This is a genomic window from Curtobacterium sp. MCLR17_007, from assembly GCF_003234655.2.
Lineage (GTDB): Bacteria > Actinomycetota > Actinomycetes > Actinomycetales > Microbacteriaceae > Curtobacterium.
Window position 1 is genome coordinate 2,985,199 of the sequence record NZ_CP126271.1, and the last position, 26,976, is coordinate 3,012,174.

Below are 26,976 nucleotides of genomic sequence, written 5' to 3' on the forward strand. Positions count from 1 at the left end.
TGACGGTGACCAACTCGCCATCCCGACCGGAGCCCACCATGCCGCAGGACACCCGCCCGCACGTCGTCATCGTCGGCGGTGGGTTCGCCGGCATCGCCGCGATGCGCGAGCTCGCGGACGCACCGGTCCGCATCACGCTGGTCGACCGGCACGTCTACAACATGTTCCAGCCGCTCATGTACCAGGTGGCGACGGGTGGTCTCAACGCCGGCGACGTGACGTACTTCCTCCGCAGCCTGCGCGCCCGCCAGAGCAACGCCGAGTTCCGCCACGGCCTGCTGACCAACATCCGCCCGGACGAGAAGATCGCCGAGATGTCGGACGGCGAGCACCTGCGCTACGACCACCTCGTGCTGGCGAACGGCGTCAACACCAGCTACTTCGGCACCCCGGGCGCCTACGAGTACGCGTACTCGATGTACTCCCGCTCCCAGGCCCTGCGCATCCGCGACGAGCTGTTCACCCGGCTCGAAGAGGCCGCCGCGAACCAGGGCCCCGACGAGATCCGCATCGTGATCGTCGGCGGCGGTGCGACCGGCGTCGAGATGGCGGGCGCCCTCGCCGAGCTGCGCGACCAGGCCCTGCAGGCGGCGTACCCGGAGATCGTCCGCGGCAACATCACCATCACGCTCGTGCACCGCAGCGGCGAGCTGCTGAAGCCGTTCGCCCCGCGCCTGCGCCGGTACGCGGCCAAGGTCCTGCGCAAGCGCGGCGTCGTGCTCCGGCTCAACACCGGCGTGTCCGAGGTGCGGCCCGACGGCGTGATGACGGCCGAGGGCGAGTTCATCCCCGCCTCGCAGGTGATCTGGGCCACCGGCGTCGCCGCCCACAAAGAGGTCGCGAACTGGGGCCTGCCGCAGACACACGGCGGCCGCATCCAGGTGAACGACGACCTCAGCGTCAAGGGGGTCGAGGGCATCTGGGCCGCCGGCGACATCGCCGCGCAGGACGACGCCCTCGCGCAGCTGGCCCAGCCGGCGCTGCAGGGCGGCAAGCACATCGCGAAGCAGATCGTCCGCACGCTGCACGGCAAGCCGACCGAGCACCTGAAGTACTTCGACAAGGGCACCATGGCGACGATCGGCACGAACGCCGCCGTCGCCCAGCTGCGCGGGGGGATCACGATGGTCGGCCCGGTCGCCTGGGCTGCCTGGGTCGCGGTGCACATCGCGTCGCTGCTCGGCAACGGCAACCGGCTGTCGACCCTGTCGCACTTCTTCGTCCGCTACCTGTGGTTCATGCGGAAGCGCTCGATCCCGATCGTCGGGGACGTCCGGCCCGTGCGCCCGAACGGCGACCGCGAGCCGGAGCCCTGGCAGATGCAGAAGGCCGAGTAGCGCCAGGCGCGGCTGCGCGCGGTTGCGCGCCGGTGCGGGTGCTGCGCACCGTGCGCGGTTGCGCCCCCGTGCGCGGTTGGCCGCCCCGTGCGAGGCAACAAGTCCGCACCACGCAACCAGCCCCGCACCAGCGCACGCCGCGTCGGACGGGAGGCACGGTGCCAGCCCGCAACGAGCCTCCCGTCCGGCACCGCGCAGCAGACCCGCGCACCGTGCGCGTGCTGCGCTCCGTGCGCGGTTGGCCGCGCCGTGCGAGGCAACAAGCCCGCACCACGCAACCAGCCCCGCACCAGCGCACGCCGCGTCGGACGGGAGGCACGGTGCCAGCCCGCAACGAGCCTCCCGTCCGGCACCGCGCAGCAGACCCGCGCACCGTGCGCGTGCTGCGCTCCGTGCGCGGTTGGCCGCGCCGTGCGAGGCAACAAGTCCGCACCGTGCAACCAGCCCCGCACCAGCGCACGCCCCGCGCCCCGCGCGCGCCACGGCTGCGCACGCCGCGCGCGCCGCGGCAGCGCACGCCGCGCGCGCGCCGCGGCAGCGGCACCCAGCGCCCGCCTACGCGCCCCGGGCCTCGAAGTAGGCGCCCGCGCCGATGTCCTCGAACAGCGTCGGCCCGGTCGGGGTCCAGTCGAACGCCTGCTGCGTCGCGTCGGACGTGGCTGACATCTCGAAGCCGAAGAACCGGCCGATGAACCCGAAGTGCGCGTCCGCGTCAGCCGGGTCGATCGACGTCACCGGCAGCCCGAGCCCGTCGCCGATGGCCTCGGCGATGGACCGCGTGGTCAGCGCCGGCTCCGCGACCACGTGCAGGCGGGTGCCGGCCGGAGCGCTCTCGAGGCCCAGTCGGACGATCCGCGCGGCGTCCGAGCGGTGCACGGCGGACCAGCGGTTCGTGCCGTCGCCGACGTAGCCGGAGACGCCCTGCTGCCGCGCGGCGGCGACGATCGCGGCGATGAAGCCGTGGTCCCCCATCCCGTGCACGGTCGGGGCGAAGCGTGCGGCGACACTCCGGACGCCGTCGGCCACGAAGTCGAACGCGCGGTTCTCGCTGCCGCCGCGCATGGCGTCCGGTCCGACGAACGGGCTCGGGTCCTGCTCGGTCGCGGGACGGTCCTGCGTCAGGCCGGCGATGCCCGACGCGACGACGAACGGCCGGTCGCTGCCCGCCAGGACCTCGCCCATCGCCTCGACCGCGGCGCGTTCGGCGGCGCTCGTGCCCGCGGCATCCGACCAGTCGTGCTTGTTGGCGAGGTGGACGACGCCGTCGGACTCGGCGGCACCGCGACGCAGCGCGTCGAGGTCGTCGAGGTCCCCGCGCAGTGCGGTGGCGCCGGCCGTCTCGACACGGGCGGCGGCGGCGTCGGAGCGGACGAGCCCGGTGACGCGGTGTCCGGCGGCGACCAGGTCGTCGATGGTCGCTGAGCCGATCCAGCCGGAGGCTCCGGTGACGAAGACGTGCATGGTGTGGTCCTTCCTGACGCGACGACCGTGCCGCGTGGTCCGAGGCGAGGTGATGTCACCCGCTGACATCACTGTAGCGCATGATGTCAGCCCCTGTCATCAGTAGACTCGACGCATGGTGCGATGGCAACCCGGCACACGGGAACGACTGCAGGCGGTGTCCCTACAGCTCTTCGCCGAGCAGGGGTTCGAGCAGACGACCGTCGCCGAGATCGCCGCCGCGGCCGAGGTCACCGAGCGCACCTTCTTCCGGCACTTCGCCGACAAGCGCGAGGTGCTGTTCGCCGGGCAGGACGACTTCGTCGCGCTGTTCCTCGACCCGATCACGCAGGCACCCGAGGGAACGGCTCCGTTCGACCTCGTCGCGTCGGCACTCGAGCAGACGGGCTCGTACTTCCCCGACGAGCGCCGCGCGTGGTCCCGGATGCGCCAACCGATCATCGAGGCCGAACCGTCCCTGAGGGAACGCGAACTCGGCAAGCTCGCCATGCTCACGGTCCGGATCGGCGAGGCCCTCCGCGCGCGCGGCGTCCCCGAACCGGCGGCCACCCTGGCGGCGGAGACCGGCGTGACGGTGTTCGACCTGGCGTTCCGGCAGTGGATCGCACCGGGCGAGGAGCGCTCCCTCGCAGCCGTCACGCACGAGCGACTGGCCGCGTTGACGGAGCTGTTGCACCCCGGACACTGAGGTCGTTCATGGGCAGTCGGAGCATCCTCGAACGATGTCCTCGAGCACGCTGACCCAGCGCACGGCGGCCCCCGCTGCCGGCACTGCCCCGGCGACGCGCGGGTCCGGTCGCCCCGTCGACCGCTCCCCACTGGCGACCCGGGCCACCGCGCTTGACGGCCTGCGGACCGTCGCCATCGTCATCGTCATGCTCTACCACCTGCACGTCGCGGGCTTCGAGGGCGGGTTCATCGGCGTCACGGTCTTCTTCGTGCTGTCCGGGTTCCTCATCACCACGCTGCTGCTGGGCGAACACCGTCGGACGGGCACGATCCGGCTCGGGTCCTTCTGGCTGAAGCGGCTGCTCCGGCTCTACCCCGCCCTGCTCGTGATGGTCGCCGCGGGCCTGGCCCTCTGGTCGTGGGTCGGCGGGTACAAGGGCGCGTCGTTCTCTCCCGGTGAGGCCGCGTTCATCGCCCTGAGCTACACCGGCAACCTCTTCCGCTCGTTCTGGGACACCACGCAGGGCGTCTTCGCGCACACGTGGAGCCTGTCGATGGAGGAGCAGTTCTACCTGGTCTGGCCACCGGTCCTGGTGCTGCTCTTCGCGCTCCGCACCCGTCGGCGCGCGCTGATGGCGGGTCTCGGCGTCGTCATCGTGGGCGCGTCCGTCGCGTCGTGGGCCAGCTACCGCACGCCGAACGGCGGGGCGACGCCGGACGTGTACTTCTCGCCCGTGCTCGGGCTCGTGCCCCTGGCCACCGGCTGCCTGCTCGCACTGCTCCTCGACGACGAGCGCGTCCGTGCGTGGGCCGCCGGGCTCGCCGGGCACCTCGGCACGTGGGTCGGCATCGGGCTGCTCGCTGCGGTGCAGTTCTGGATCGACGACGACTGGACGCAGCACGCGTGGACGTTCGGCCTGCTGCTGCCCGCGACCGGGCTGGTCTCCGCGGCCCTGATCGGCGGGCTGGTCTCGGTCCGCAGCCCGCTCTCCGCCGCGCTCTCCTGGACCCCGATGGCGTGGTTCGGCCGTCGCGTGTCGTACTCGGCCTACCTCTGGCACCCCCTCGTGATCGCCCTGCTGGGCACGGTCGCGTCGAGCGCGTTCGGCGCGTGGGCCTGGGTGTGGCTGCTCGGCGCGGCGGTCCTGGTCGCCGTCGGCGCGGCCTACGCGGTCGAGGTGCCGGTCGAGAAGCTCCGCCGCCGCTTCCGGGAGGCCCGGCGCCTGTTGGCAGCGGAGCGTTCCGCCGCGCAGACCCTCCGCTGAGGCGCGGGGCGCCCCACCCGCCGGTTCCCCCGCAGTGGTCCGCATCCGGCACTGCCGGCCGCGTCCGGCCCTGCCGTCCGTAGGCTCGGCCCGTGACCCTTGCGCGGACCGGAGTCCTGGTCGTCGGCGGCGGACCCGTCGGGGTGTTCCTCGGCGCGCTGCTGGCGCACGCGGGCGTCGACGTCCAGGTGTGGGAACGGCGTGACACCGTCCCGTCCGGGTCCCGCGCGATCGGCATCCACCCGCCCTCGCTCGACGCGTTCGCCGCGGTCGACGCCGCCGTGCCGGTGCTCGCCGAGGCCACGCTCGTGCGCCGTGGTGTGGCGCGCAGCCGCGGCCGGACCCTCGGCACGCTGTCGTTCGACGGCGTCTCCGACACCCATCCGTACGTCGTCACGCTCGACCAGCACCGCACCGAGCGGATCCTGCGCGAGCGGCTCGAGTCCGCCGCGCCCGGGGCCCTGCGCCCCGGCACCACCGTCACCGCACTGCGACGGCACCGGGACCACGTCGAGGCGGTCGGCATCGGCCCCGACGGCGGCGCGATCGAGCTGCGGGCGTCGTTCGTGGTCGGGGCTGACGGCGCCCGCAGCACCGTGCGGGACCTGCTCGGCATCGCCACGACCGGCCGCGAGTACCCGGACCGCTACGTGATGGGCGACTTCGCCGACCCCGAACCGCTCGCCGCGCGCTCCGACGCCCTGGTCGACGTGGGACCGGACGGCGTCGTCGAGGCGTTCCCGCTGCCCGACGGACGACGCCGCTACGTCACGCTGGTCGGCCGTGGTGCACCCGAGCACGACGAGGTCGATGCCGAGCGGCTGGCCGAGACCGTGCGCCGACGGACCGGGGCCGCCGTGGACCCGGCGTCGAACTCGATGCTGAGCGGCTTCCGGGTCCGCCGCCGCGAGGCCGTGCGGGTCGGCGTCGGGCGGGTCGTCCTGATCGGGGACGCCGCGCACGAGATCAGCCCCATCGGCGGGCAGGGCATGAACCTCGGCTGGCTCGACGCCGCCGAGCTCGCGCCCCTGCTGGCCGAGGGCGTGCGCACCGGCTCGGCCGGGCCGTGGCCCGCCTACGCGGCACGTCGCCAGGCCGTCGCACGTCGGGCGGCACGCCAGGCCGAGGCGAACATGGCACTCGGTGGGCGGGCCGTGGGGCCGGCGGTGCTGGGACGCGAGGTGGTGCTGCGGACGCTGTTGGGCCTCCCGTCCGCCGCGCTGCTCGCGCGCACCTACGCCATGCGCTGGTCCTAGCCCGACGCAACCGTCCGGACTACGCCACCAGGCGGGCTCCGGCCAGACCGAGCTCGACGACGAGGACCAGCGACGACGCGATGACCAGCCGGAACAGCGTGCGGGTCGGCGGGCCGGTCAGGACCAGGCGGATCCCGACGGCGGCGAGCACGACCACGGCGACCGTCCCGACCACCGCCAGGACGACGCCGGGGCCGCTGACCGGGTCGTCCCCGGTGAGCTGGCCGAACAGCACCAGGCCCGCGGCGACGACCAGCGCGCCGAACGCGACGACCCCGGCGGCGTGGAGCCCGAGCCGGTGCGGGAAGCCCCGGACACCCGTGGCGGCGTCGTCGACCAGGTCCGGCAGGACGTTCGTGCAGTGGATCGCGACGCCGAACACCGCGCCGGTCGCGATCGCCCAGACGGCGGGCAGCTGCGCCTGGGGTCCGGCGGACACCGCGACCACCGGCAGCAGCCCGAAGGCGACGACGAACGGCGCCACCGACCACACGGAGCGCTTCAGGCCGGCGTCGTAGGCCCATCCGGCGGCGACGAGCACCAGGTGCGCGAACGCGGCCACCGGCCCGAGGAACAGCGACAGGACGACCGCGACGGCAGCGGTGCCGAACGCGGCGTTCCGGACGGCACGCTTCGACACCAGGCCCTGTGCGACGGGCTTGTCCGACCGCCCGACGGCCCGGTCGCGGTCGGCGTCGATCCAGTCGTTCGCCAGTCCGATCGACAGCTGCCCGGCGACCACGGTCAGTGCGACCAGGACGACGAGCCCCACCGGGTGCCCGACCGCGGCGGCGATCACGGCGGCCAGGACGGTGACCGTGACGGTCGGGCCGGGGTGCGACGAGGCGAGGAGCAGGCGCACCGGGGACGACATGCCCAGAGCCTACGGACCGGCCGCGCGTCTGCGGACAGGCTGCGGGCTGCGGGCTGCGGTCGACCGACGGGCTGCGGACGACGGTGGTCAGGCGCGGTCGTGCAGCGTGACGTGGTAGCCGTCCGGGTCGGCGAAGGTGAACGTCCGGCCGAAGGGACCGTCGATCGGGTCGGCGACGACCGTGTGCCCGCCGGCGACCAGGGCGTCGTGGATCTCCTGCACCCCGGTGGCGTGCAGCCAGACCGCGGTGCCGATGCCCGGCTGCGGCGTGCCGGCGATGTCGGTGCCCGCGACGACGTCGCGCAGGGCGAATGCGATCGGCGTCGTCGTGAAGACGACCGCGTGGGGCGGCCCGGCCGGCGAGCGGACGAGACCGAGGTACTGCTCGTAGAACGCCTGTGACGCGTCGAGGTCGGTGACCTGCAGCGAGACGAAGTCGGGACCGGTGACCGGCATGGGATGCTCCTTCAATCTGTGTCAGTTGTCTGACACAGAGGACTGTATGTCAGACTACTGACATGAGTCAAGGCGACGATGCGATCGACCTCGAGACGTCGATGGGGTACCTGCTGAAGGAGGCCTCGAGTGCGTTGCGTACCGCGATGGAGGCCGCACTCCGGCCGCTCGGCATGACGGTCACGCACTACTCGTGCCTGGAGCTGCTCGCGCAGCGGCCGGGCCTGTCCAACTCGGAGCTCGCGCGCGGCGCCTTCGTCACCCGGCAGTCGATGAACGTGCTGCTGCAGACGCTCGAGCGGGACGGCGTGGTCTCGCGGGCGACGCGGGCACCGGTCGGCAAGGCGCTGCCGACCGAGCTCACGGCGCAGGGCCGGCGAGACCTGGCCGCGGCGACCGCGGCGGTGCGCGGCGTGGAACTGCGGATGCTCGACGGCATGGAGGCCGACGAGCAGGTCGTGGCGACCCGGGCGCTCCGCAGCATGGTCCGGGCGCTGCGCGGCAGCTGAGTGAGCTGTGCCGGCCGGCGACATCCGGGCAGCGCTGTGTGGCCGCGGAATCCGGGCGCGACGACACCGGACGTCGTGGAGACTGGGGAACGTGTCAGTGACTGACGGAACCCAGAGGGCACGGGACGAACTCGCCGCCCTGGTCCGAGACGGAGCAGGGCCGCTGGTGACCGCACCGGAAGCCGTGTCCCCACGCCGGGCGGCGGTGCTCATGCTCTTCGGCGTCCTCGACGACGTCCCGAGCCACCGCCACACGGACCACCACACGGTCGCGCGCGACCTCGACGTGCTGCTGCTCGCCCGCGCGACGACGCTCAGGGCACATCCCGGCCAGGTCGCGTTCCCCGGCGGACGGGTCGACCCGGGCGACGCCGACACCACGGCCGCCGCGCTCCGTGAAGCGCACGAGGAGACCGGGCTCGACCCGGCGGGCGTCGAGGTGCTCGGCGCGATGCCGGCGGTCCCGTTGGCGTTCTCGCGGCACCTCGTCACGCCGGTGCTCGGCTGGTGGCGGCGCCCGAGCCCCGTGCGCGTCGTCGACGAGGCCGAGTCCGCCGCGGTCTTCCGGGCACCCGTCGCCGACCTGCTCGACCCTGCGCACCGCGGCGTCACGGTGCTGCGCCAGGACGGCCGCGAGTGGCGCGGACCCGCCTTCACGGTCGACACCGCCAGCGGGCAGCACGTGGTCTGGGGCTTCACGGCGTCGCTCCTCGACGCCCTGTTCACCCGCCTGGGGTGGGAGGAGCCGTGGGACCGGGAGCACGAGGTCCCGCTGCCGGAGTGAGCCCTCGGGCAGCGGTACGATCGGCGTCAGCGGGAACGGAGTCAGCATGACGAACCTCGATCCCCGACGCGGAGCCGGGCGTCGGACACGACACGACGTCGAGAGCGTGGTCGACGCGCTGACGTCGCGCATGGACGGCAACGCCGCCGCGGTCCGTCGGGCGGTGCTGAGCGTGCTGCACAGCCGCGAGCAGCAGCACCTGGCCGAGATGGAGCTGCGGCGCGGCATCTTCGAGCTCGCCGACCTCGGGGTCGCCCCGCGCGACATCGCCCGGCTCGCCGGCATCTCGCAGCCGGACGTGTCGCGCCGCCTCACCCGACGGGGCCTGACAGCCTCGCGCCCCTCGCCGCGCGAGGTCATCTCCCAGCGCCAGGCCGGCCTGATCGACTCCGACACCATGGTGCGGGAGCTCTCGACGATGGCCATGACGCACCGCATCCCCGCACGCGACTCCGGCTACGACAGCGCGGCCGCGCAGACCGGCACCGCGAAGGAGCTCGCCGCCGCGTTCCAGGACGGGCTGATCAGCGAGGGTGAGTACGAGACCGTCCGCAAGGCCATCGCCGGTCGTCTCGGCCGGGTCCACGGACGGTGAGTGACGAACCGGGCGACCGAGCCCTCCGCGACCGCACGGCAGCCGACCTCGCCGCGTTCCTGCAGTCGGCGTGTCTCGACGACCCCTGGACCGAGGACCCCGCGGGCAGCACCCGCCTGCGCTACGCCCCGGACGGCTTCCTGTACACGGCCGAACGGCTGCGGCTGCACGAGGCGCTGCTCGCCGAGCACACCGCCCGGACACCCACACCGTCGGACGACGGCACGCTCGCCGTCGTCGTCACCGCGGGCCCTCCGGGAGCGGGCAAGACGACAGCCCTGACCCGGATGCCCGAGCTCGACGACTACCGGCACATCGACGCGGACGACTTCAAGGACGCCCTGCTCGAACGGGCCACGGCCGACGGGCTGCTCGACGCCTGGACCGCCCGTGTCCTGGTGGACGGCGCTCCGGTGCGCCCGCGCGAGCTCGCGGCGTTCGTGCACGCCGAGTCCACCGCGGTCGCGGACACCCTGCGACGCCGGTCCCTGCGCGACGGCGAGAACGTCGTCGTGCACGGCACCCTGTCGAGCGTCGACTACCTGGACGACCTGCTGTCCGAGCTCGACGACGCCGGGTACGACCGGCTGCGGATCGTGGACGTCGAGGTGCCGTTCGACGCCGCGCTCGAGCAGGCGACCGCGCGGTGGTGGCAGGTGCGGCAGACCGACGACCCGCTGGGTGGCCGCTTCGTCCCCGCCGCGGCCATCCGTCGGTACTACCCCGGCACCGGACAGTCACTCTGCCGCTCGAACGTGTCCGAGCTCGAGCGGCGGGCCGCCGACCTGGGGTGGGACGTCAGGGTCGAGCGGATCGGCTGACCGCGGCCGTCGGAGCAGCGGCTGCCGCATCGACCACGGGGCCCGCGGCGGTCGTCCGCCGTCGCAGCAGCCCCGACGCCAGCGCGATCCCGACCAGGATCACCACGCCACCCACCGGCTCGTTCCAGCGCACCCGCTCCCCCAGCACCAGGACGCCGAGCACCACCCCGACCACGGGCGTCAGGTAGGTGACGGTGGACGCACGAGCCGCGCCCCAGGCCTGCACGAGCCCCGTGTTCCACATGTAGGCCAGCCCGGTGCCGACGCAACCGAGTCCCAGCATGGCGGCCACGATCCTCCAGTCCAGCTGCATCGGCGCGGTCGCCGTGACGGGCGCGACCATCAGCATCAGCCCGGCGGCCAGCGTCAGCTGGACGGTGGTGAGCGTGACGGCGTCGTGGCCGCTGCCCGCGACGAACCGGCGCATGTAGGCCAGTCCGAACCCGTAGCAGGCGGTCATGCCGAGCAGCGCGACCTGGGCGGGGACCGTGGCCAGCACCGCGGGGTCGCCGATCAGGTCCCACGGCCCGACCAGCACGAGCACCCCGACGATCCCGGTCAGGACACCGACGAGCTGCCGTCCGCGCAACCGCTCCGCCGGCAGCAGCAGCGGCATCGCGAGCAGCACCATGATCGGCGTCGTCGCGTTGTAGATGCTCGCCAGACCACTCGGCACGGTCTGCTCCGCCCATGCGACGAGCGACGACGGCACCGCGTTCAGGAACACCGCGAGGACGAGCAGGTGGCCCCAGAGCGCCTTCGACCGCGGCCACCGACGGCGGGTCGCGAGCAGGATCACGAGCAGCGTCAGCGCCCCGAGCAGCACGCGTCCGAGGGCGACCTGCTGCGGGGACAGTCCCTCGAGACCGACCTTCATGAAGAGGAAGCTCGATCCCCAGGTCAGCGCCACGAGGACGAACAGGATGCCGTTCATGCCGCTAGTGTCGAGCCACCCGGGCTCATGAGGCAAACGCATCGGGTTCATGACCCCATGAGGAGTCCACATGCCGATCACGATCGCCCAGCTCCGCGCCCTCGTCACCACCGTCGACAGCGGCTCGTTCACCGCCGCGGCACGCGCGCTCGGCGTCGGCCAGTCGGCCGTGTCGCACGCCGTCGCCGGGCTGGAGCGCGAGCTCGGCGGACCGGTCCTGCTGCGCGGCACGGCCGCGGTCCCCACCCCGCTCGGGGAGCGGCTGCTCGGTCACGCCCGCAGCGCGATCGCCCCGGTCGACGCCCTGGAGGCCGTGGTGCGGCCCGGCACGGCGCGCGGCACCGTGCGTCTGGCCGCCGTCCCCACGGTCTGCCAGGGGCTGCTGCCGCGGCTCCGCGCACTGTGGGCCGTGACGCTGCCCGACGTCGACGTGCAGGTCTACGAGGGCGACGACGACGAGATGCCCGAGTGGCTCGAGGCCGGCACGGTGGACGCCGCCGTGCTCGTCGACCCGACCGTGATTCCGGACGGCGGCGTCGTCGTCGCGACGGACGAGATGGCCGCCGTGGTGCGCCGCGACCACCCGCTCGCCGACTCGGCTGCCCTGACGCTCGACGACCTGCACGAGGACGGCCTGGTCGCGGGCGGTGGGGGCTGCGAGTACCAGATCCAGCGGATGCACGAGATCGCCGGGCAGCCGTTCCGCTACGCCCACCGCGTGCGCGAGATGAGCACGATGTTCGGGATGATCCAGCGGGGCGAGGGGGTGTCGATCGTGCCGACGCTCGGGCGGGTGATGCTGCCGGACGACCTGGTGATGGTCCCGACGCTCCCCCGGCTCGAGCGCACGCTGGTGTTGAGCGGGCCGTCCTCGCGGCCGTGGTCCCCGCTGACGAGGGCGCTGGTCGCCGCGGTCTGAACGGCGGCGTCGGCTCGCTCCGGGCATCGTCCGGGTTGGATGGGGTGATGCCCGAGACCTACGTCAAGACCTTCACCGACCCGAACGAGGCCGCTGCCGAGGCTGCCGGCCTGGAGTGGCTCGCCGAGGCCGAGGACGCCGGCGGCACCCGCATCGCCCGGGTGCTCGGTCGACCGCGGCCGACGGTCCTCGAGCTCGAGTTCGTCTCCGACACCGCACCGACGGCGGCCCAGGCGGAACGGTTCGGCCGGTCGCTCGCGCACACCCACGCCGCCGGGGCAGCGCACTGGGGCGTGCCGTCGCCCGGGTACCCGGCGAACGGGCCGATGCGGATGGGCCGCTCCCGCACGCCGTTCGTGCCCGCGTCCGAGGCACCCGCGACCTGGGGCGAGTTCTTCGCCGAGTACCGGATCCGGGACTTCGTGCAGCGCATCGTCGACGCCGGCGGGTACGACGGCTCCGAGGCGGCGGTGTTCGAGCGGGTGTGCGACCGACTCGAGGACAGCACCCTCGGCTCCCCGCAGCCCGCGCTCGTCGGGGACGGCCCCGCGCGGCTGCACGGCGACCTCTGGGCCGGGAACGTCCTGTGGCCGCGGGACCACGCCGAGCCGACCGGGGCCGTGCTCATCGACGCGACGCCGCACGGCGGGCACGCCGAGACGGACCTGGCGCTGCTGGCGCTGTTCGGGCTGCCCCGGCTCGAGACCGTGCTGGCGGCGTACGACGCCGAGTCCCGGCTGGCGGCGGGGTGGCAGGAGCGCGTCGAGCTGCACCAGCTGGCGCCGCTGCTGCTGCACGTGGTGCTGTTCGGCGGCTCGTACACCGATGCCGCGCTCCGGGTCGCCCGCCGGTACGCCTGACGGTGGGTTGCGCCTCGGTGCGAGGTTGATCGCCCGGTGCGAGGAAACAACCGCGCACCGTCCGGCCAAGGTCGCACGACACGGGTCGGGCGGCGAACGCGAGCACTCTGGCGCAGCTCCTTAGGCGGGCCACAGGTGGCACATGGGCCCGTTCGGGGAACGCCCCGGAGGCTCACTGCCATGACCACGTACCCGATCCCCGTGACCGACCGTCGCGACCGTGCGCACCCGGGAGCGCCCACGCGTCGCCGAGCCGTCCCCCGGCTCTTCCTCGGCGAGCGCACCGATGCCCGCTGGCTCCGCCCGGCGTTCTGGCTGCTGCTCGTCGTCACCGCCGTCGTGTACTGCTGGGACCTCAGCATGTCCGGGTACGCGAACAGCTTCTACGCCGCCGCCGTGCAGGCCGGCACGAAGTCGTGGGAGGCGTTCTTCTTCGGCTCGCTCGACTCGTCGAACTTCATCACGGTGGACAAGCCCCCCGCGTCGCTGTGGGTGATGGTGCTCTCCGCCCGGCTGTTCGGCTTCTCGAGCACCAGCCTGTTGCTCCCCCAGGCGCTGATGGCCGTCGGGTCGGTCGCGCTGGTGTGGGGCACCGTCCGGCGCACCCTGGCCCGGCTCGGGTCGACGACCGCGAACGTCGGGGCGCTGCTTGCCGGGTTCGTCGTCGCAGCGACCCCGGCGGCGGCGCTGATGTTCCGGTTCGACAACCCGGACGCACTGCTCGTGCTGCTGATGACCGCCGGGGCGTACTGCACCGTGCGGGCACTCCCCCGCGGCAGCTGGCGGTGGATCGCGCTCGCCGGTGTCGCCCTCGGGTTCGCGTTCCTGACGAAGATGCTGCAGGGACTGCTCGTCCTGCCCGCGTTCGGCCTGGTGTACCTGGTCGCCGCCCGCACCGCCGTGCCGAAGCGCATCGTCGGACTGCTGGTCGCCGCCGGGTCGCTCGTCGTCGCGGCGGGGTGGTGGGTCGTCGCGGTGTGGCTGTGGCCCGCCGACGCCCGCCCGTACATCGGCGGCTCCACGAACAACACCGTGCTCGACCTGGTGTTCGGCTACAACGGCCTGGGCCGGATCTTCGGCGGCTCGGGGAACGGCGGCGGGGGCGGCGGTGCGACCGGCACGGCAGGCTCGTCCTTCGGCGGGTCGACCGGGCTCGACCGCCTGTTCTCGTCCGAGATGGGCCTGGAGATCTCATGGCTGCTGCCCGCCGCGCTGATCGCACTCGTGCTCGGCCTGGTCGTCGTCGGACGTCGCCACCTCGCCGATCCGGCACGCGCGGGTCTGGTGCTGTGGGGCGGTTGGCTGCTGGTCACCGGGCTGGTGTTCTCGTACATGTCCGGCACGATCCACCCGTACTACACGGTCGCTCTCGTCCCGGCGATCGCGGGCCTGGTCGGCACCGGCGGCGCCCTGCTCTGGCGGGCCCGCACCCGGATGACCGGTCGCCTCGGTCTGGCCGCGATGGTCGGCAGCACGGCCTTCTGGGGCTGGTGCCTGCTCAACGAGGACCCGACGTGGCTGCCGTGGCTGCGATGGGTGATCCTCGCCGGCGGCCTGCTGTCGGCCGTCGCGATCGTCATGGGGAGCGTCCCGTCGCTCCGCAAGCTCGTGACCGTCGGTGTGCTCGCCGGCACCCTGTTCGGGCTCACCGGCACCACCGCCTACGCGTTCGCCACCACCACGGTGGCGCACTCCGGTTCGATCCCGAGCGTCGGTCCGTCGGGATCCTCCGGTGGCGGGATGGGCGGCGGCGGCATGCCGGGAGGCTCGGGTGGCCCCGGCGGGTCGGCCTCCGGCACCGAGAGCGACGGCTCTGACAACGGCACCCAGCAGGGTCCCGGCGGCACACCGCCGGAAGGCGGGACCCCGCCCAGCGGGACCTCCGGTGCGGTGCCGGATGGCACCGACGGCGAGGCACCCGGTACCGGGACCTCCGGGACGGAGTCGGGGACGGGCCTCCCGTCCGGCGGTGGCGACCAGGCGACCGACGGTGGCGGCATGGGCGGTGGCAGCGCGACGACCTCGACCGCGCTGACCAAGCTGCTCGCGCAGACCGACACGACGTGGGCCGCGGCGGTGGACGGCTCGCAGTCCGCCGCGCAGCTGGAACTCGACAGCAACACCCCGGTGATGGCGATCGGTGGCTGGTCGAGCGACCCGACCCCGACGCTGGCCGAGTTCAAGGCCTACGTTGCCGAGGGCAGGATCGCGTACTACATCGCCTCGGGCACCGGCGGCGGCATGCGTGGTGGATCCTCCACGGCGTCCGCGATCACGGAGTGGGTGGCAGCGAACTACTCCTCGACGACCGTCGGAGGCCAGACCGTCTACGACCTGACCTCTCCGAAGTAGGCTCGGCGCGATGTCCGACCAGCCGCTCCAGCGCACCGACGGCTCGCCCGTCCGTGCTCTCGTCGTCGACGACGAGCACGCGCTCGCCGACGCCGCCCGCCAGGCGTTCGAGGCGGACGGCTGGTCGGTGCGTGCTGTGCACCGCGGTCGGGACGTGCAGTTCGCGGCCCGGGAGTTCCAGCCCGACGTCATCGTGCTCGACGTGATGCTGCCGGACATCGACGGCTTCCAGGTGCTCGAGCGGCTGCGGGACGCGCGGGACGACGTCCGCGTGCTGTTCCTGACCGCCCGGGACTCGTCCGAGGACCGGTTGGCCGGCCTGACCCGCGGCGGCGACGACTACCTGACCAAGCCGTTCGGGGTCGCCGAGCTGCTGGTCCGGGCGCGGATCCTGGCCCGGACCTCGGCCCGCGTGGCGGCGACCGCCCCCGTGGGGATCACCGTCGGCGACCTGGTGCTCGACGAAGACTCCCGGACCGTGACCCGGGGCGGCGAGGCGATCGAGCTGACCCCGACCGAGTTCGAGCTGCTGCGCCACCTGGCGCGGAACGCGAACCGCGTGCTGTCGCGGGAGCACCTGCTGGCGAACGTCTGGGGCATGGACTTCGGGTCGTCGTCCAACCTGGTGGACATGTACGTGTCGTACCTGCGCCGGAAGATCGACGCCGGACGGTCTCCCCTGGTGCAGACCGTACGCGGCGCCGGGTACGTGCTGCGGCCGGTGTCGTGAGTCGGTTCGGCTCGTCGGCCCGGTCGCGGGTGCCGTCGCTGCGGTGGCGGATCGTCGGCGCGGTGGCGCTGCTGCTCGTGCTGACGAACGTCGTGGTGGGCGTCGTCACCGTGGTGGCCTACCGGGGGTACCTGGTCGGGCGGCTCGACGCGGAGCTGGCGACTGCCACGAGCCGGACGCTCGGGCCCGGCGACGGACAGCCGCCGCCCGGGTCCGGGTCCGGGTCGTCCTCGGACCGCCCAGATCCGGGGAACGCCTTCATCGGTGCCCCGGGGCAGTCGGCCGACACCGTCGTGGCGATCTTCCGCGGGAGCAGCACCGTGCTCGCCGGGTACACGGACGCGAAGGGACAGCAGCACGGGCTGAGCGCCGCGCAGGAGCGGACCCTTGCGACCGTCGCCACGGACGGCCACCCCGTGACGGTGTCGCTCGGGTCGCTCGGGACCTACCGGGCCGAAGCCGTCGGCTCGGACGGCGACGTCTTCGTGACGGCACTGCCCCTCGACGACCAACGCGCCTCGATCGTGCGGCTCGTCGTGGTGATCGGCAGCGTGACCCTGGTCGGGCTGCTCGTGGCGGTCTGGGCGGGGGCGATGCTCGTGCGCCGCTCGTTGCGCCCGCTCGAGCACGTCGCCGCTGTGGCGTCGAGCGTCACCTCGCTCGACCTCGAGCGGGGCGACACCGACATCGCCGTCCGGGTCGCGCCACTGGACCTGGTCGCGAACCGGGAGGTCGGCGCCGTCGGCACCGCATTGAACCGGCTGCTCGGGCACGTCGGTCGCGCGCTCACCGTCCGTCGCGACGCCGAGGCCGGCATGCGCAGCTTCGTCGCGGACGCATCGCACGAGCTCCGGACGCCGATCGCCACCGTGCGCGCCTACGCCGAGCTGTCGTCGAGCACCACCGACGTCGACGCCATCCACCGCAACGTCGACCGCATCGGGCACGAGGCCCTCCGGATGGGCGCCCTTGTGGAGGAACTGCTGCTGCTCGCCCGGCTGGACTCGGCAGCGCTCGCCGCGGGGCGGGCGCCCGCCGCTGCGGACCCGGTCGACCTGACCTCGGTGGTCGTCGAGGCGACGATGGACGCTCGTGCGACCGCTCCGGACCACCGGTGGGAGCTGCAGGTCGACGACGAGCCGATCGTGGTCCCCGGCGACGACGTGCAGCTCCGACGCGCGGTCACGAACCTGCTCGCCAACGCGCGGACGCACACCCCCGCTGGCACCGCCGTGGTCGTCTCGCTGCAGCGGGCCGCTGACGGGATCCGGCTCGTGGTGACGAACGACGGCCCGACCATCCCCGAGGACGCGCTGCCCACGCTGTTCGACCGGTTCACCCGTGGCGAGGCCTCGCGCTCCCGCGAGTCCGGGACGAGCGGGCTCGGGCTGGCGATCGTGCGCGCGGTGGTCGAGTCCCACGGCGGTTCCGTGCGGGTGGCGTCCGAGCCGGGCCGCACCGCGTTCACGGTGACCCTCCCCGCGTAGCGCGGGCGGCACCGGTCCCGTGGACCGCGGGACGGGAGGCCCGCGGCGGGCCCGCACCGGGCCTCCCGTCCGGCAGGCCCTCGTCTGCAGACGCCGCGGTGCGTGGTCGGGGCCCCGTCGAGCCCGCATGCGCGGACGGGTCGCGTCCCGTCGCTCGGCGTCGGGCACCGGTTCTTACCGTGGCCACAGGAGGGTGCTCCGGTCCCCATCGCCGCGCTGCCGAACCTGAGCAGCATGACGGAGACGAACCAGCCCCTCGACATCGACATCGTCGTCCCCTGCCACGACGAGCAGGACACCCTGGCCGCGCATGTCCGACGCCTGCACGACTTCTGCCGCACCTCGCTGCAGCACACGTGGCGCATCACCATCGCCGACAACGCCTCGACCGACGACACCGCGAGCATCGCCGACGACCTCGCCGCGATGCTCGACGGGGTCCACGCCGTGCACCTGCCGGAGAAGGGTCGCGGACGCGCGCTGAAGGCGGTGTGGAGCGCATCCCCTGCCCGCGTGCTGGTGTACCTCGACGAAGACCTGTCCACGGACCTCGCCGCGCTCGACCCCCTCGTCGCCCCGCTGCTCTCGGGTCACTCCGACGTCGCGATCGGCTCCCGTCTGGCCGGGTCCTCCCGGGTCGTCCGCGGCGGGAAGCGCGAGTTCATCTCCCGCTCGTACAACCTGCTGCTCCGGAGCACGATGGGGGTGTCGTTCAGCGACGCCCAGTGCGGCTTCAAGGCCGTGACCAGCGCGGCGGCGGAGCACCTGCTGCCGCTCTGCGAGGACGACGCGTGGTTCTTCGACACCGAGCTGCTCGTCCTCGCCGAGCACGCGGGGCTGCGCATCCACGAGGTGCCGGTGGACTGGGTGGACGACGTGGACTCGTCGGTGCACATCGCCTCGACCGCGACCGAGGACCTCAAGGGGATGTGGCGGGTCTCGCGCGGGCTCGCCACCGGGCGGATCCCGATCGCACCGGTCTACGAGTCGATCGGACGGCGGCCGTTCGCGACCCCGCACGTCGGGATCCTCGGGCAGGTCCTGCGGTTCGGCGCGATCGGCGTCGTGTCGACCATCGCGTTCGCGCTGCTCTACGCGCTCCTCCGCCCCGTCCTCGGCGCGCAGACGGCTGACTTCCTCGCGCTGCTCGTGACGGCGGTCGGCAACACGGCCCTCAACCGACGCTTCACCTTCGGCATGCGTGGTCGTGCTGGCGCTGGACGACACCAGGTGCAGGGGCTGGTCGTGTTCGGGATCGCCTGGGCCATCACCTCGGGAGCCCTCGTCGTCCTGCACGCGACGACGCCGGACGCGTCCCACGGGGCGGAGATCGCCGTCCTGACGGGTGCGAACCTGTTCGCGACGCTGGTGCGCTTCGTGCTGTTCAAGGCCTGGGTGTTCCGGGCCCGACGCCGCCCCGAACTCATCCGCCCCGGCACGACCCCGGCCACCTCGGCGGCGACGACGGAGGTGCTGCCCGTGCACGACGACGCAGCCCGGTGACCAGGTCGGGCACGTGCGCGTGAGCACGGTGCGAGCTTCGTGGGCACGTGCGCGTGAGCACGGTGCGAGCCTCGTGGCCCGTGCGAGATCGACGGCCCCGTGCGAGGAAACACCCTCGCACGGGGCCGCGAACGGCGCACGGCCGACGAACCGAGCACGGTGCGCAGGTACGCACCCTGCGCAGCACGCCACGCCCCGACCCGTGAACCCGCTGCGGACGGACCTCGAGCGCTGAGTACCGTGGCGTTCCCGACGGCAGCGAAGGAGCCGCACATGACCGACACCACCACGCCTGACCCCGAGGGCACCGAGAAGCCCGGCGGCCTCGGCAAGGACGGCACCATCCCCGACCACCCGGAGGGCGTCGCAGCCGGGTTCACCGACGACGACTCGCACTTCAACCAGGAAGAGGACGAGGCCGGCGACTCCGAGTAGTCCACCTCGCGAACTGCAGCGGGGACCGGCGGACCACCGTCGGTCCCCGCTGTTGCGCCGTCGGTATACCAGCCCGTAGCATCGCCCTACCGCACCACCACACCACAGGGCCCGACTGCCACCCACGGTCCGCCCGCGGCGAGCGCTCCACCGTTGCAGCCTCCGTCGTCCGCTGCCGGCACACGCTCCACTGGACCCGCTCGTGAACCCCTCCCCCTTCGGTCTGTACGACCCTGCCCGCGAATCCTCCGACTGCGGGGTCGGCTTCATCACGCGTCTGGACGGGACGCCGAGCCACGACGTGATCCGCCGGGGTGACGAGGCGCTGTGCTCGATCCCGCACCGCGGTGGCAAGTCCGCCGAGGGCGTCGGCGACGGTGCGGGCGTCAGCATCGACCTGTCGGTGGAGTTCTTCAGCGCGATCACCGGCGTGGACCTGCGCGCCGGCCACTTCGGCGTCGCGAACTGCTTCGTGCCGAGCAGCGCAGGACCCGCCGGCGGCGCCGAGCGCGACGCGGCCGTGCACACCGTCACCGACGCGATCGAGCACGAGGGCTTCGAACTCCTGCTCGTCCGCGACGTCCCGGTGGACCACTCCGTCGCGCGCCCCGAGGCCGAGCAGTACCAGCTCCCGGTGGTGCAGTGGGTCTTCCGCGCGCCCGACGAGTGGTCCCGCACCGAGGTCGACGCCGCCGCGAACCGTGCCCTGCTCGCGATCGAGGCCGTCTCGTACGGACAGGCCACCGCCGAGTACGCCGACCTGTACCCGCTGTCGCTCAGCGCCCGCACCCAGGTCCTCAAGGGCCGCCTGAACTCGGGCGAGGTCATCGGGTACTTCACCGACCTGCGTGACCCGCGGCACTCGATCCGGACGCTGTACTTCCACACGCGCTTCTCGACGAACACCGAGCCGCACCCGACGATGGCGCAGCCGTTCCGTCTGATGGCCCACAACGGCGAGCTCAACACCGACCGGAAGAACCGACTGTCGGACGAGGCACTCGCGCAGGCCCGCACCCGCAGCATCGTCCGCCCGCCCGGGCAGTCCGACTCCAGCCGTCTCGACCAGACCCTGCAGAGCCGCGTGTTCGACGACGGGCTCGAGATCGTCGAGGCCGTCGTGTCGCTCATGCCCCCGGCGTGGGAGAACGACCACACCCTGACGGACGACGTCCGCGCGATGCTGGAGTACTTCTCGCTGTACGAGGAGAAGAACGACGGTCCCGCCGCCGTGATCTTCAGCGACGGGGACGTCGTCGGCGCACGTCTCGACCGCCTCGGGCTGCGCCCGCTGCGCACGGTGCAGACCTCCGAGTACCTGATGGTGTCGTCCGAGGCAGGCCAGGTCACGTTCCCGGACGACCAGGTCGTGCACCGCGGTCGCATCGAGGCCGGCGGCATGCTCGTCGTCGACCACCGCACGGGCACGCTCATGCGCACCGACGACGTGCTGGCGATGCTCGCCGCCCGTCGCGACTACGGCACGCTGCTCGACGCCGCGCGCGTGCACCTGGACGACCTGCCCGCGCCGGACTACGACCGCACCACGAACACGCTCGGCTACGACGGCGACCTGTCGTTGCAGGGCCGCTACGTGGCGTACTCGCTGAACCAGGAGAGCTTCCGGTTCATGCTCGACCCGATGCTGCAGAACGGCTCGGAGCGGATCTCGGCGATGGGCTACGGCAACGCCATCAACGCGCTCAGCGACACCGAGGGCGGCATGGCGAAGTACTTCTCGCAGCGGTTCGCCCAGGTGACGAACCCGCCGCTCGACTCCATCCGCGAGGCCGACGGCATGAGCATGCGGGTCGCCCTCGGCGCCAAGCCGGACGGCACGGGGTCCACCACCCGCCAGCTCGTCGTCGACTCCCCGATCCTCGGGCACCTCGACATGGTCCGGCTGCGCGACCAGACGATCGTGCCGCTCGAGCGCTTCGACATGCTCTACGTGCCGGTGCTCGGCGACGAGCAGGCCAACGCCGACGCGATGCGGGCCGCCGTGACCGCGCTCAGCGACGCCGTCGAGCGCTTCGCCCGGACGACCGGCGGCATCGCGGTGCTGTCCGACCGCGAGGTCTCGTCCACGCACGCGGCGCTGCCGGTGATCCTGGCCGTCGCCGCGGTCAACCAGCGCCTGATCGAGACCGGACTGCGCCTGCGGGTGTCGGTCGTCGCCGAGAGCGGTCAGCTGCCGTCCTCGCACCACGTCGCGACCGCGCTCGGCTTCGGTGCCGCTGCCGTGTACAGCCTGTCCGCGCGGTTGCGCGCCGAGGAGCAGTACCCGGCCGCTGCCGCACCGGCGGGCGAGCTGACCGAGACCGACGCGGCACTCAAGCGCTTCCGCAAGGCGGCGGAGAAGGCCCTCGCGAAGACGATGGGCCGGGTCGGCCTGTGCACCGCCGAGAGCTACATCGGCGGCGAGTTCTTCGAGCCGAACTACCTGGACACCCGCGACGACCTGTTCGCCCGGGTCTTCCCGCACATGGACGCCCCGGTCGGCGGCGTCGGCTTCGCCCGGATCGCGCAGGCGGCGACGGACTGGCACGAGCGCGCCCGGTCGGTGCAGGGCGATGCGCAGGTCCCGCTCCTCGGCCTGTTCAAGGAGCGGTCGGACGGCGCCGGGCACTCGTTCGGCGTCGCGAGCGTGCGCGGCTTCGGCGGCATGACCGAGGAGCGACCGACCTTCGAGCGCTCGGGCGACTCCGACGCGCTCCGGCTCCTGACGCTCGGCCAGCTCGACGACGCCTTCGGCATCACCGACGCGGCCTACCGCAACACCGGCTACGACCGCCTCAGCGAGTCCGAGATCGACGACTTCCGCATCACGCCCGGCTACCGGACGTTCCTGCAGACCACGCACGAGGAGCGCTCCCGCCGCCCCTCGGCGCTGCGCGACGTCCTGGCGCTGCCCGCGGACGTGACCGGGATCGACACGGCGGAGGACTTCGCCCGCGAGCTCGGCCGGTTCTCGCTGACCGGCAACAGCAGCGTCACGGTGCGCGGTCTGCTCGGTTCACGAGTGGGTGACGGCGGCCAGCTGGGAGGCCCGGTGCGGTTCCGTCTGCGGCTCACGTCCACGGGGTCGCTGGGGAGCGAGCGCCACACGGCACTCGCGGCCGGCCTCGCCCTGCTCTTCCCCGGCCAGGTCGACCTCGACGACGCCGACGACACCCAGGTGACCCTCCGCGCCACCGGCAACGCCGTCGCGCTCCTGGCGCTGCTCGAGAGCGCGCCGGCGAGCGTCGAGCTCGACGACGTCCAGCCCGCGCACGAGATCACCCGCACCCTGGCGTCCGGCGCGATGAGCCACGGCGCGCTCGTCGTCACCGCGCACGAGGCGGTGGCGCACGGTACGAACATGGTCGGCGGCATGTCGAACAGCGGCGAGGGCGGCGAGCACCACTCCCGCTACGGCACGATCCGCGGCTCGCGCATCAAGCAGTTCGCCTCCGGTCGGTTCGGGATCTGGGCCGGCTACCTCGCCGACCCGATGCTGCAGGAGCTCGAGATCAAGATCGGCCAGGGGGCGAAGCCCGGCGAGGGCGGCCAGCTGCCCGCGCCGAAGGTCACGGTCGACATCGCCGCCGCCCGCGGTGGCACGCCCGGCGTCGAGCTCATCTCGCCGCCGCCGCACCACGACACGTACTCGATCGAGGACCTGGCGCAGCTCATCCACGACTGCAAGGCCGCCCGCGTCCGGGTGATCGTGAAGCTGGTGTCCTCGGAGGGCATCGGCACCATCGCCGTCGGTGTCGCGAAGGCCGGCGCGGACGTCATCAACGTCGCGGGGAACACCGGCGGCACGGGCGCTGCGGCCGTCACGAGCCTGAAGTACGCGGGCCGCTCGGCGGAGATCGGCGTGGCCGAGGTGCACCAGGCCCTCGTCGCGAACGGGCTCCGTCAGAAGGTCACGCTCCGCTGCTCGGGCGCCCACCAGACCGGCAGCGACGTCGTCACGAGCGCGCTGCTCGGCGGCGACTCGTTCGAGTTCGGCACGACCGCGCTGATGATGCTCGGTTGCGTGATGGCGAAGAACTGCAACGTGAAGTGCCCGGCGGGCCTGACCACCAACGCCGAGGCGTTCGAGGGCGACCCCCGCGCGCTCGCGCAGTACCTGCTGAACATCGCGCACGACGTCCGGCAGATCCTCGCGCGCCTGGGCTTGCGCTCCCTGCGCGAGGCCCGTGGCCGCACCGACCTGCTCCAGCTCCTGGACCACCCGGCGAGCGTCGGGCGACTCGACGTCCGGAACCTGCTCGCGCAGGTGCCCGAGAAGGTCGTCACCGACCCGGAGTACCTCGAGAAGGACTTCCGCACCGACGACGCCCTGATCGAGCAGGTCCGCACGGCACTCCTGACGCGGCACGAGCACAGCGTGACGATCGACGGCGTGCACCTCGGCAACGCCGACAAGTCCGTCGGCGGCCAGTTCGGCATCGACGTCGAGCGGATCCTGAACCACGAGCTCCACGACGCGTCGTTCGACGACGTGCCCGCCGTCGCGACCGACGACCGCGGCCGCCGACGTCTGGTCGACGGCGCGGTGACGATCCGCACCAGCGGTTCCGCCGGGCAGTCCTACGGCGTCTTCACCAACGACGGCGTGACCCTCGAACACACGGGCACCGCGAACGACGGCGTCGGCAAGAGCCAGAGCGGCGGCCGCATCGTCGTCCGCGCGCCCGGCGGCGGCAGCACCGAGCGCGGCGGGAACGTCCTGGTCGGCAACTTCGCGCTGTTCGGCGCGACCGGTGGCCGGACCTTCGTCGAGGGCGAGGCGGGCGACCGCTTCGCCGTCCGGAACTCGGGCGCGACGGCGGTCGTCGAGGGCATCGGGGACTTCGGCTGCGAGTACATGACCGGCGGCGCGGTGTTCAACCTCGGCGGCTACGGCAAGGGCCTCGGCAACGGCATGTCCGGCGGCTTCCTGTACCAGTACGACCCGTCCGACCGCGTGGCCGAGCGGGCGAGCACCGACTCGCTCCTGGTGTTCCCGGTCACCGACACGACCCGGGGCGCCTTCCACGAGGACGCCGCGCGCCTGCTGCTGGAGTGGCACCTCGAGGCCACCGGCTCCGAGCTCGCGGCCCGCCTGCTCGCAGACTGGGACACCACCCGCACGCACGTGTTCGTCGGCATGCCCCGTGCGCTCCTGCTCACGCAGGACGCCGAGGCGATCCTCGCCGCCGCGACCCGGAACGAGCTGCTCGACGAGCTCGCCACCTCGACCGCGACCGACAAGCTCCGCGCGTTCAAGGTCGACTACCGCGACCGTCGTACGGTCCTCGACGGCCGGGCTCCGGCGCTCGGGGACCAGGGCGACGACATGTTCTCCCTCCTGTCCTCGTACACGGTGCTCGGCGTCGCGCAGGACCTCGCGCTCCAGAGGGTCCCCGGAGCGACGAGCGCGAACGACCCCCGCGTGGCCGAGGCCGTGAAGAACCTGGTGCTCACCGAGGACTTCTTCGTGAAGCAGCGCGTCGTCAAGTACCTGCGCGGCACGCTCGAGCGGTTCACCGACGACGACCTCGCGACCCTCATCGCGATCAAGCGCCTCGACGACCACAAGCGTGCGCTCACGCAGCGGAACACCCGCAGCATGGACGCGCCCGGGACGACCGGCTGGATCATGCACCAGAACGCCAAGAACGCCGGCCGCGTCCGTGCGGCCCGCTTCGACGAGCTGCTCGCGACCGCGGCGCTCGAGGACATCGCCGGCCGTGCACCGCAGGCGCCCGTCGAGGCGGTGACCGCGTGAGCGTCCTGCCCCCCACCGGCTCGCTGATCCCGGTCGACGCTCCGTTCTCGGCCGCCCAGGAGTCCTGGCTCGCCGGGTTCATCGCGGGCATCGCCGCCGCGGGCAAGAAGTCCGCCGCGCCGGCACCGACGACCACCGTCGACGTGCTGTTCGGCACCCAGACGGGCAACGCGGAGTCCCTCGCGGACCAGCTCGTCGCCGGTGCAGCGGCCCGCGGGCTCGGCGGGCGGGCCACCGCGCTCGACGACGTCTCCCCCGAGCAGCTCGCCGGGATGTCGCACGTGCTCGTCGTCACCTCGACGTACGGCGAGGGCGAGATGCCCGACAACGCCGGCCTGTTCTGGGACGCCGTCCAGGCCAGCACCGTGCCGCGCCTCGAGGGCCTGCAGTACGCCGTGCTCGGGCTCGGCGACACGAGCTACGACGAGTTCTGCCAGGCCGGCAAGCTCATCGACACCCGCTTCGAGCAGCTCGGCGCGACCCGCCTGCACGACCGCGTGGACTGTGACGTCGACTTCGAGGACCCCGCGGCGCTCTGGACGGCCGCCGTCCTCGACCGCGTCGCCGCGGAGACCGGAGCGCAGCCCGGTGTGCAGCCGGGCGCGGCCCCGGGCGGTGGAGCCGGCGCGACGGCCTCCGCAGCCGACGGGACGGGCGCGAGCCGGGCCTCCCGGCCGGGTTCCCAGTGGACCAAGCGGAACCCGTACCCGGCACGGCTGGTGGCGAACCGGCTGCTCTCCGACCCGCGCAGCGCGAAGGAGATCCGGCACTACGAGTTCGACCTCGGCGACAGCGGCATCACCTACGCGGCCGGCGACGCCCTGGCGGTCGTCCCGCGGAACGACGACGTGCTCGTCGGCGACCTGCTCGCCCACCTCGGCGCGACGGGCGCCGAGGTGTTCGACGGCCGGACCGTGCGGGACCTGCTGCGCACCGACCGCGAGGTCAGGACGCCGTCGAAGGACCTCATCGCCGACCTGGTGCAGCGCGAGCCGTCGAGCGAGCTGGCGGCCGTCGTCGCGCACGGCGACAAGCACGAGCTGGACCGCTGGCTGTGGGGTCGGGACGTCCTCGACCTGCTGCGTGACGCCGGCGCGAACGCCCCGGGGCTCGACGACCTGCTGCCGTTCCTCCGTCCGCTGCAGGCGCGGCAGTACTCGATCTCGTCGAGCCCGCTCGCGCACCCCGGTCGGGTCCACCTGACCGTCGCGTCAGTCCGGTACGGCGACGTCAACCGACGGCACTCCGGTGTGGCCTCCACGCACCTGGCGGACCGGGTCGCGGTCGGCGACGAGGTCGGCGTGTACCTGCAGCCGAACGCGGCGTTCAGCGTCCCCGCCGACGACGACGCGCCGCTGGTCATGGTCGGACCCGGCACCGGCATCGCGCCGTTCCGCGGGTTCCTGCACGAGCGCGCTGCACGTGGCGCGACGGGACGCAACTGGCTGTTCTTCGGCGACCAGCACCGCGACACGGACTTCGTCTACCGGGACGAGCTGACCGACCTGCAGGACTCCGGGGTGCTCACCCGGCTCGACCTGGCGTTCTCGCGCGACCAAGCCGAGAAGGTCTACGTGCAGACCCGGATGCGCGAGCAGTCGGCGGAGCTCTACCGGTGGCTCGAGGACGGCGCGACCTTCACCGTGTGCGGCGACGCGTCGCGGATGGCGAAGGACGTCGAGACCGCCCTGCTAACGGTGATCGCCGAGCAGCGCGGCCGGGGCGACGACGACGCGGCCGAGTACCTGGCAGACCTGCGCCGGGCCAAGCGGTACGTCCGCGACGTCTACTGACCACGGGGTGGTGGCGGTGGGTGGTCGCCGCCCCACCGTGCGGAACCCGAATCCTCTGGCGGGGCGGCGACCTGACCACCCGAGTCCGTGGGAGTCCCCTGATCCGGGATTCCCGTGTCCGCGCGGCGCCCTGAGCCGGGAACGGAGCCGTACTTGGAGTGGTCCTCACGAATGT

The 26,976-nt window shown here is 73.1% G+C and carries 21 protein-coding genes; 17 read left to right on the forward strand and 4 right to left on the reverse strand.

What is annotated here, in order from left to right; translation table 11 throughout:
- The first annotated feature begins 38 nt into the window (after positions 1 to 38).
- On the forward strand, positions 39 to 1,337 hold the full coding sequence (locus tag DEJ13_RS14120) for an NAD(P)/FAD-dependent oxidoreductase (protein ID WP_056119754.1): 1,299 nt from the start codon (positions 39 to 41) through the stop codon (positions 1,335 to 1,337).
- 555 nt (positions 1,338 to 1,892) lie between these two features.
- On the opposite strand, the gene DEJ13_RS14125 is transcribed toward DEJ13_RS14120, so the two are convergent.
- On the reverse strand, positions 1,893 to 2,798 hold the full coding sequence (locus DEJ13_RS14125; protein ID WP_111105827.1) for an SDR family oxidoreductase: 906 nt from the start codon (positions 2,796 to 2,798) through the stop codon (positions 1,893 to 1,895).
- 115 nt (positions 2,799 to 2,913) lie between these two features.
- Here DEJ13_RS14125 and DEJ13_RS14130 point away from each other — a divergent pair, with 115 nt between their 5' ends.
- The 3 genes from DEJ13_RS14130 to DEJ13_RS14140 all read left to right on the forward strand — a co-directional run bounded on the left by DEJ13_RS14130 (position 2,914) and on the right by DEJ13_RS14140 (position 5,988).
- Positions 2,914 to 3,486: a TetR/AcrR family transcriptional regulator gene (locus DEJ13_RS14130; RefSeq protein ID WP_056119760.1), complete on the forward strand. Its 573-nt coding sequence runs from the start codon at positions 2,914 to 2,916 to the stop codon at positions 3,484 to 3,486.
- A gap of 34 nt (positions 3,487 to 3,520) precedes the next feature.
- The gene (locus DEJ13_RS14135) at positions 3,521 to 4,732 is read left to right on the forward strand and encodes an acyltransferase family protein (RefSeq protein ID WP_111105828.1); all 1,212 of its coding nucleotides are present in this window, start codon (positions 3,521 to 3,523) and stop codon (positions 4,730 to 4,732) included.
- A gap of 92 nt (positions 4,733 to 4,824) precedes the next feature.
- On the forward strand, positions 4,825 to 5,988 hold the full coding sequence (locus DEJ13_RS14140; protein ID WP_181436928.1) for an FAD-dependent monooxygenase: 1,164 nt from the start codon (positions 4,825 to 4,827) through the stop codon (positions 5,986 to 5,988).
- A gap of 19 nt (positions 5,989 to 6,007) precedes the next feature.
- Here the strand turns inward: DEJ13_RS14140 and DEJ13_RS14145 are convergent, their stop codons facing one another.
- Together DEJ13_RS14145 and DEJ13_RS14150 are read right to left on the reverse strand one after the other, a co-directional pair.
- A complete protein-coding gene (locus tag DEJ13_RS14145; RefSeq protein ID WP_111105829.1) occupies positions 6,008 to 6,862 on the reverse strand; it encodes a UbiA family prenyltransferase in 855 nt (284 codons plus the stop codon).
- A gap of 87 nt (positions 6,863 to 6,949) precedes the next feature.
- A complete protein-coding gene (locus tag DEJ13_RS14150; RefSeq protein ID WP_111105830.1) occupies positions 6,950 to 7,318 on the reverse strand; it encodes a VOC family protein in 369 nt (122 codons plus the stop codon).
- A 62-nt stretch (positions 7,319 to 7,380) separates the two neighbouring features.
- On the opposite strand from DEJ13_RS14150, the gene DEJ13_RS14155 reads away from it, so the two are divergent.
- The 4 genes from DEJ13_RS14155 (at position 7,381) to DEJ13_RS14170 (ending at position 10,027) form a co-directional block, all read left to right on the forward strand.
- The gene (locus DEJ13_RS14155) at positions 7,381 to 7,827 is read left to right on the forward strand and encodes a MarR family winged helix-turn-helix transcriptional regulator (protein ID WP_111105831.1); all 447 of its coding nucleotides are present in this window, start codon (positions 7,381 to 7,383) and stop codon (positions 7,825 to 7,827) included.
- 166 nt (positions 7,828 to 7,993) lie between these two features.
- Entirely contained in the window at positions 7,994 to 8,611 is a 618-nt protein-coding gene (locus DEJ13_RS14160) for an NUDIX hydrolase (RefSeq protein WP_502868701.1), read from the forward strand.
- A 46-nt stretch (positions 8,612 to 8,657) separates the two neighbouring features.
- Positions 8,658 to 9,206, forward strand: coding sequence for a hypothetical protein (locus DEJ13_RS14165; protein ID WP_111105832.1), 549 nt, complete (start codon positions 8,658 to 8,660; stop codon positions 9,204 to 9,206).
- Entirely contained in the window at positions 9,203 to 10,027 is an 825-nt protein-coding gene (locus DEJ13_RS14170; protein ID WP_111105833.1) for a zeta toxin family protein, read from the forward strand. The genes DEJ13_RS14165 and DEJ13_RS14170 overlap by 4 nt, the downstream gene beginning before the upstream one ends.
- On the opposite strand, the gene DEJ13_RS14175 is transcribed toward DEJ13_RS14170, so the two are convergent.
- Positions 10,005 to 10,961, reverse strand: a complete 957-nt coding sequence (locus DEJ13_RS14175; RefSeq protein ID WP_111105834.1) for a DMT family transporter — start codon at positions 10,959 to 10,961, stop codon at positions 10,005 to 10,007. The two genes, DEJ13_RS14170 and DEJ13_RS14175, sit on opposite strands and share 23 nt — an antisense overlap.
- A gap of 70 nt (positions 10,962 to 11,031) precedes the next feature.
- Between DEJ13_RS14175 and DEJ13_RS14180 the strand changes: the two genes are divergently transcribed.
- The 9 genes from DEJ13_RS14180 (at position 11,032) to DEJ13_RS14220 (ending at position 26,801) form a co-directional block, all read left to right on the forward strand.
- Complete coding sequence (locus DEJ13_RS14180) at positions 11,032 to 11,880, forward strand: LysR family transcriptional regulator (RefSeq protein ID WP_111105835.1); 849 nt, start codon at positions 11,032 to 11,034, stop codon at positions 11,878 to 11,880.
- 47 nt (positions 11,881 to 11,927) lie between these two features.
- Entirely contained in the window at positions 11,928 to 12,740 is an 813-nt protein-coding gene (locus tag DEJ13_RS14185; protein WP_111105898.1) for a fructosamine kinase family protein, read from the forward strand.
- Between the two features lie 180 nt (positions 12,741 to 12,920).
- The gene (locus DEJ13_RS14190) at positions 12,921 to 15,092 is read left to right on the forward strand and encodes an ArnT family glycosyltransferase (protein WP_111105836.1); all 2,172 of its coding nucleotides are present in this window, start codon (positions 12,921 to 12,923) and stop codon (positions 15,090 to 15,092) included.
- A gap of 10 nt (positions 15,093 to 15,102) precedes the next feature.
- The gene (locus tag DEJ13_RS14195; RefSeq protein WP_111105837.1) at positions 15,103 to 15,822 is read left to right on the forward strand and encodes a response regulator transcription factor; all 720 of its coding nucleotides are present in this window, start codon (positions 15,103 to 15,105) and stop codon (positions 15,820 to 15,822) included.
- Positions 15,819 to 17,309 (forward strand): sensor histidine kinase, encoded by a 1,491-nt coding sequence (locus DEJ13_RS14200; protein ID WP_111105838.1) that lies wholly within the window; start codon positions 15,819 to 15,821, stop codon positions 17,307 to 17,309. Before DEJ13_RS14195 ends, DEJ13_RS14200 begins: the two co-directional genes overlap by 4 nt.
- Before the next feature lie 234 nt (positions 17,310 to 17,543).
- The gene (locus tag DEJ13_RS14205; RefSeq protein ID WP_111105899.1) at positions 17,544 to 18,812 is read left to right on the forward strand and encodes a glycosyltransferase; all 1,269 of its coding nucleotides are present in this window, start codon (positions 17,544 to 17,546) and stop codon (positions 18,810 to 18,812) included.
- 273 nt (positions 18,813 to 19,085) lie between these two features.
- Complete coding sequence (locus DEJ13_RS14210) at positions 19,086 to 19,247, forward strand: hypothetical protein (protein WP_181436929.1); 162 nt, start codon at positions 19,086 to 19,088, stop codon at positions 19,245 to 19,247.
- Positions 19,248 to 19,449: 202 nt separating this feature from the next.
- On the forward strand, positions 19,450 to 25,008 hold the full coding sequence (locus DEJ13_RS14215; protein ID WP_111105840.1) for a glutamate synthase-related protein: 5,559 nt from the start codon (positions 19,450 to 19,452) through the stop codon (positions 25,006 to 25,008).
- Positions 25,005 to 26,801, forward strand: coding sequence for a sulfite reductase subunit alpha (locus DEJ13_RS14220; protein ID WP_111105841.1), 1,797 nt, complete (start codon positions 25,005 to 25,007; stop codon positions 26,799 to 26,801). Before DEJ13_RS14215 ends, DEJ13_RS14220 begins: the two co-directional genes overlap by 4 nt.
- The last annotated feature ends 175 nt before the right edge of the window (positions 26,802 to 26,976 follow it).

Excerpts from the sequence above, each read along its gene's own strand:
- DEJ13_RS14175 (WP_111105834.1), bottom strand. The coding sequence starts at position 10,961 with ATGAACGGCATCCTGTTCGTCCTCGTGGCGCTGACCTGGGGATCGAGC.
- DEJ13_RS14210 (WP_181436929.1), top strand. The coding sequence starts at position 19,086 with ATGACCGACACCACCACGCCTGACCCCGAGGGCACCGAGAAGCCCGGC.
- DEJ13_RS14150 (WP_111105830.1), bottom strand. The coding sequence starts at position 7,318 with ATGCCGGTCACCGGTCCCGACTTCGTCTCGCTGCAGGTCACCGACCTC.
- DEJ13_RS14185 (WP_111105898.1), top strand. The coding sequence starts at position 11,928 with ATGCCCGAGACCTACGTCAAGACCTTCACCGACCCGAACGAGGCCGCT.
- DEJ13_RS14120 (WP_056119754.1), top strand. The coding sequence starts at position 39 with ATGCCGCAGGACACCCGCCCGCACGTCGTCATCGTCGGCGGTGGGTTC.
- DEJ13_RS14145 (WP_111105829.1), bottom strand. The coding sequence starts at position 6,862 with ATGTCGTCCCCGGTGCGCCTGCTCCTCGCCTCGTCGCACCCCGGCCCG.
- DEJ13_RS14190 (WP_111105836.1), top strand. The coding sequence starts at position 12,921 with ATGACCACGTACCCGATCCCCGTGACCGACCGTCGCGACCGTGCGCAC.
- DEJ13_RS14165 (WP_111105832.1), top strand. The coding sequence starts at position 8,658 with ATGACGAACCTCGATCCCCGACGCGGAGCCGGGCGTCGGACACGACAC.
- DEJ13_RS14125 (WP_111105827.1), bottom strand. The coding sequence starts at position 2,798 with ATGCACGTCTTCGTCACCGGAGCCTCCGGCTGGATCGGCTCAGCGACC.
- DEJ13_RS14205 (WP_111105899.1), top strand. The coding sequence starts at position 17,544 with ATGACGGAGACGAACCAGCCCCTCGACATCGACATCGTCGTCCCCTGC.
- DEJ13_RS14155 (WP_111105831.1), top strand. The coding sequence starts at position 7,381 with ATGAGTCAAGGCGACGATGCGATCGACCTCGAGACGTCGATGGGGTAC.
- DEJ13_RS14195 (WP_111105837.1), top strand. The coding sequence starts at position 15,103 with ATGTCCGACCAGCCGCTCCAGCGCACCGACGGCTCGCCCGTCCGTGCT.
- DEJ13_RS14180 (WP_111105835.1), top strand. The coding sequence starts at position 11,032 with ATGCCGATCACGATCGCCCAGCTCCGCGCCCTCGTCACCACCGTCGAC.
- DEJ13_RS14135 (WP_111105828.1), top strand. The coding sequence starts at position 3,521 with ATGTCCTCGAGCACGCTGACCCAGCGCACGGCGGCCCCCGCTGCCGGC.
- DEJ13_RS14130 (WP_056119760.1), top strand. The coding sequence starts at position 2,914 with ATGGTGCGATGGCAACCCGGCACACGGGAACGACTGCAGGCGGTGTCC.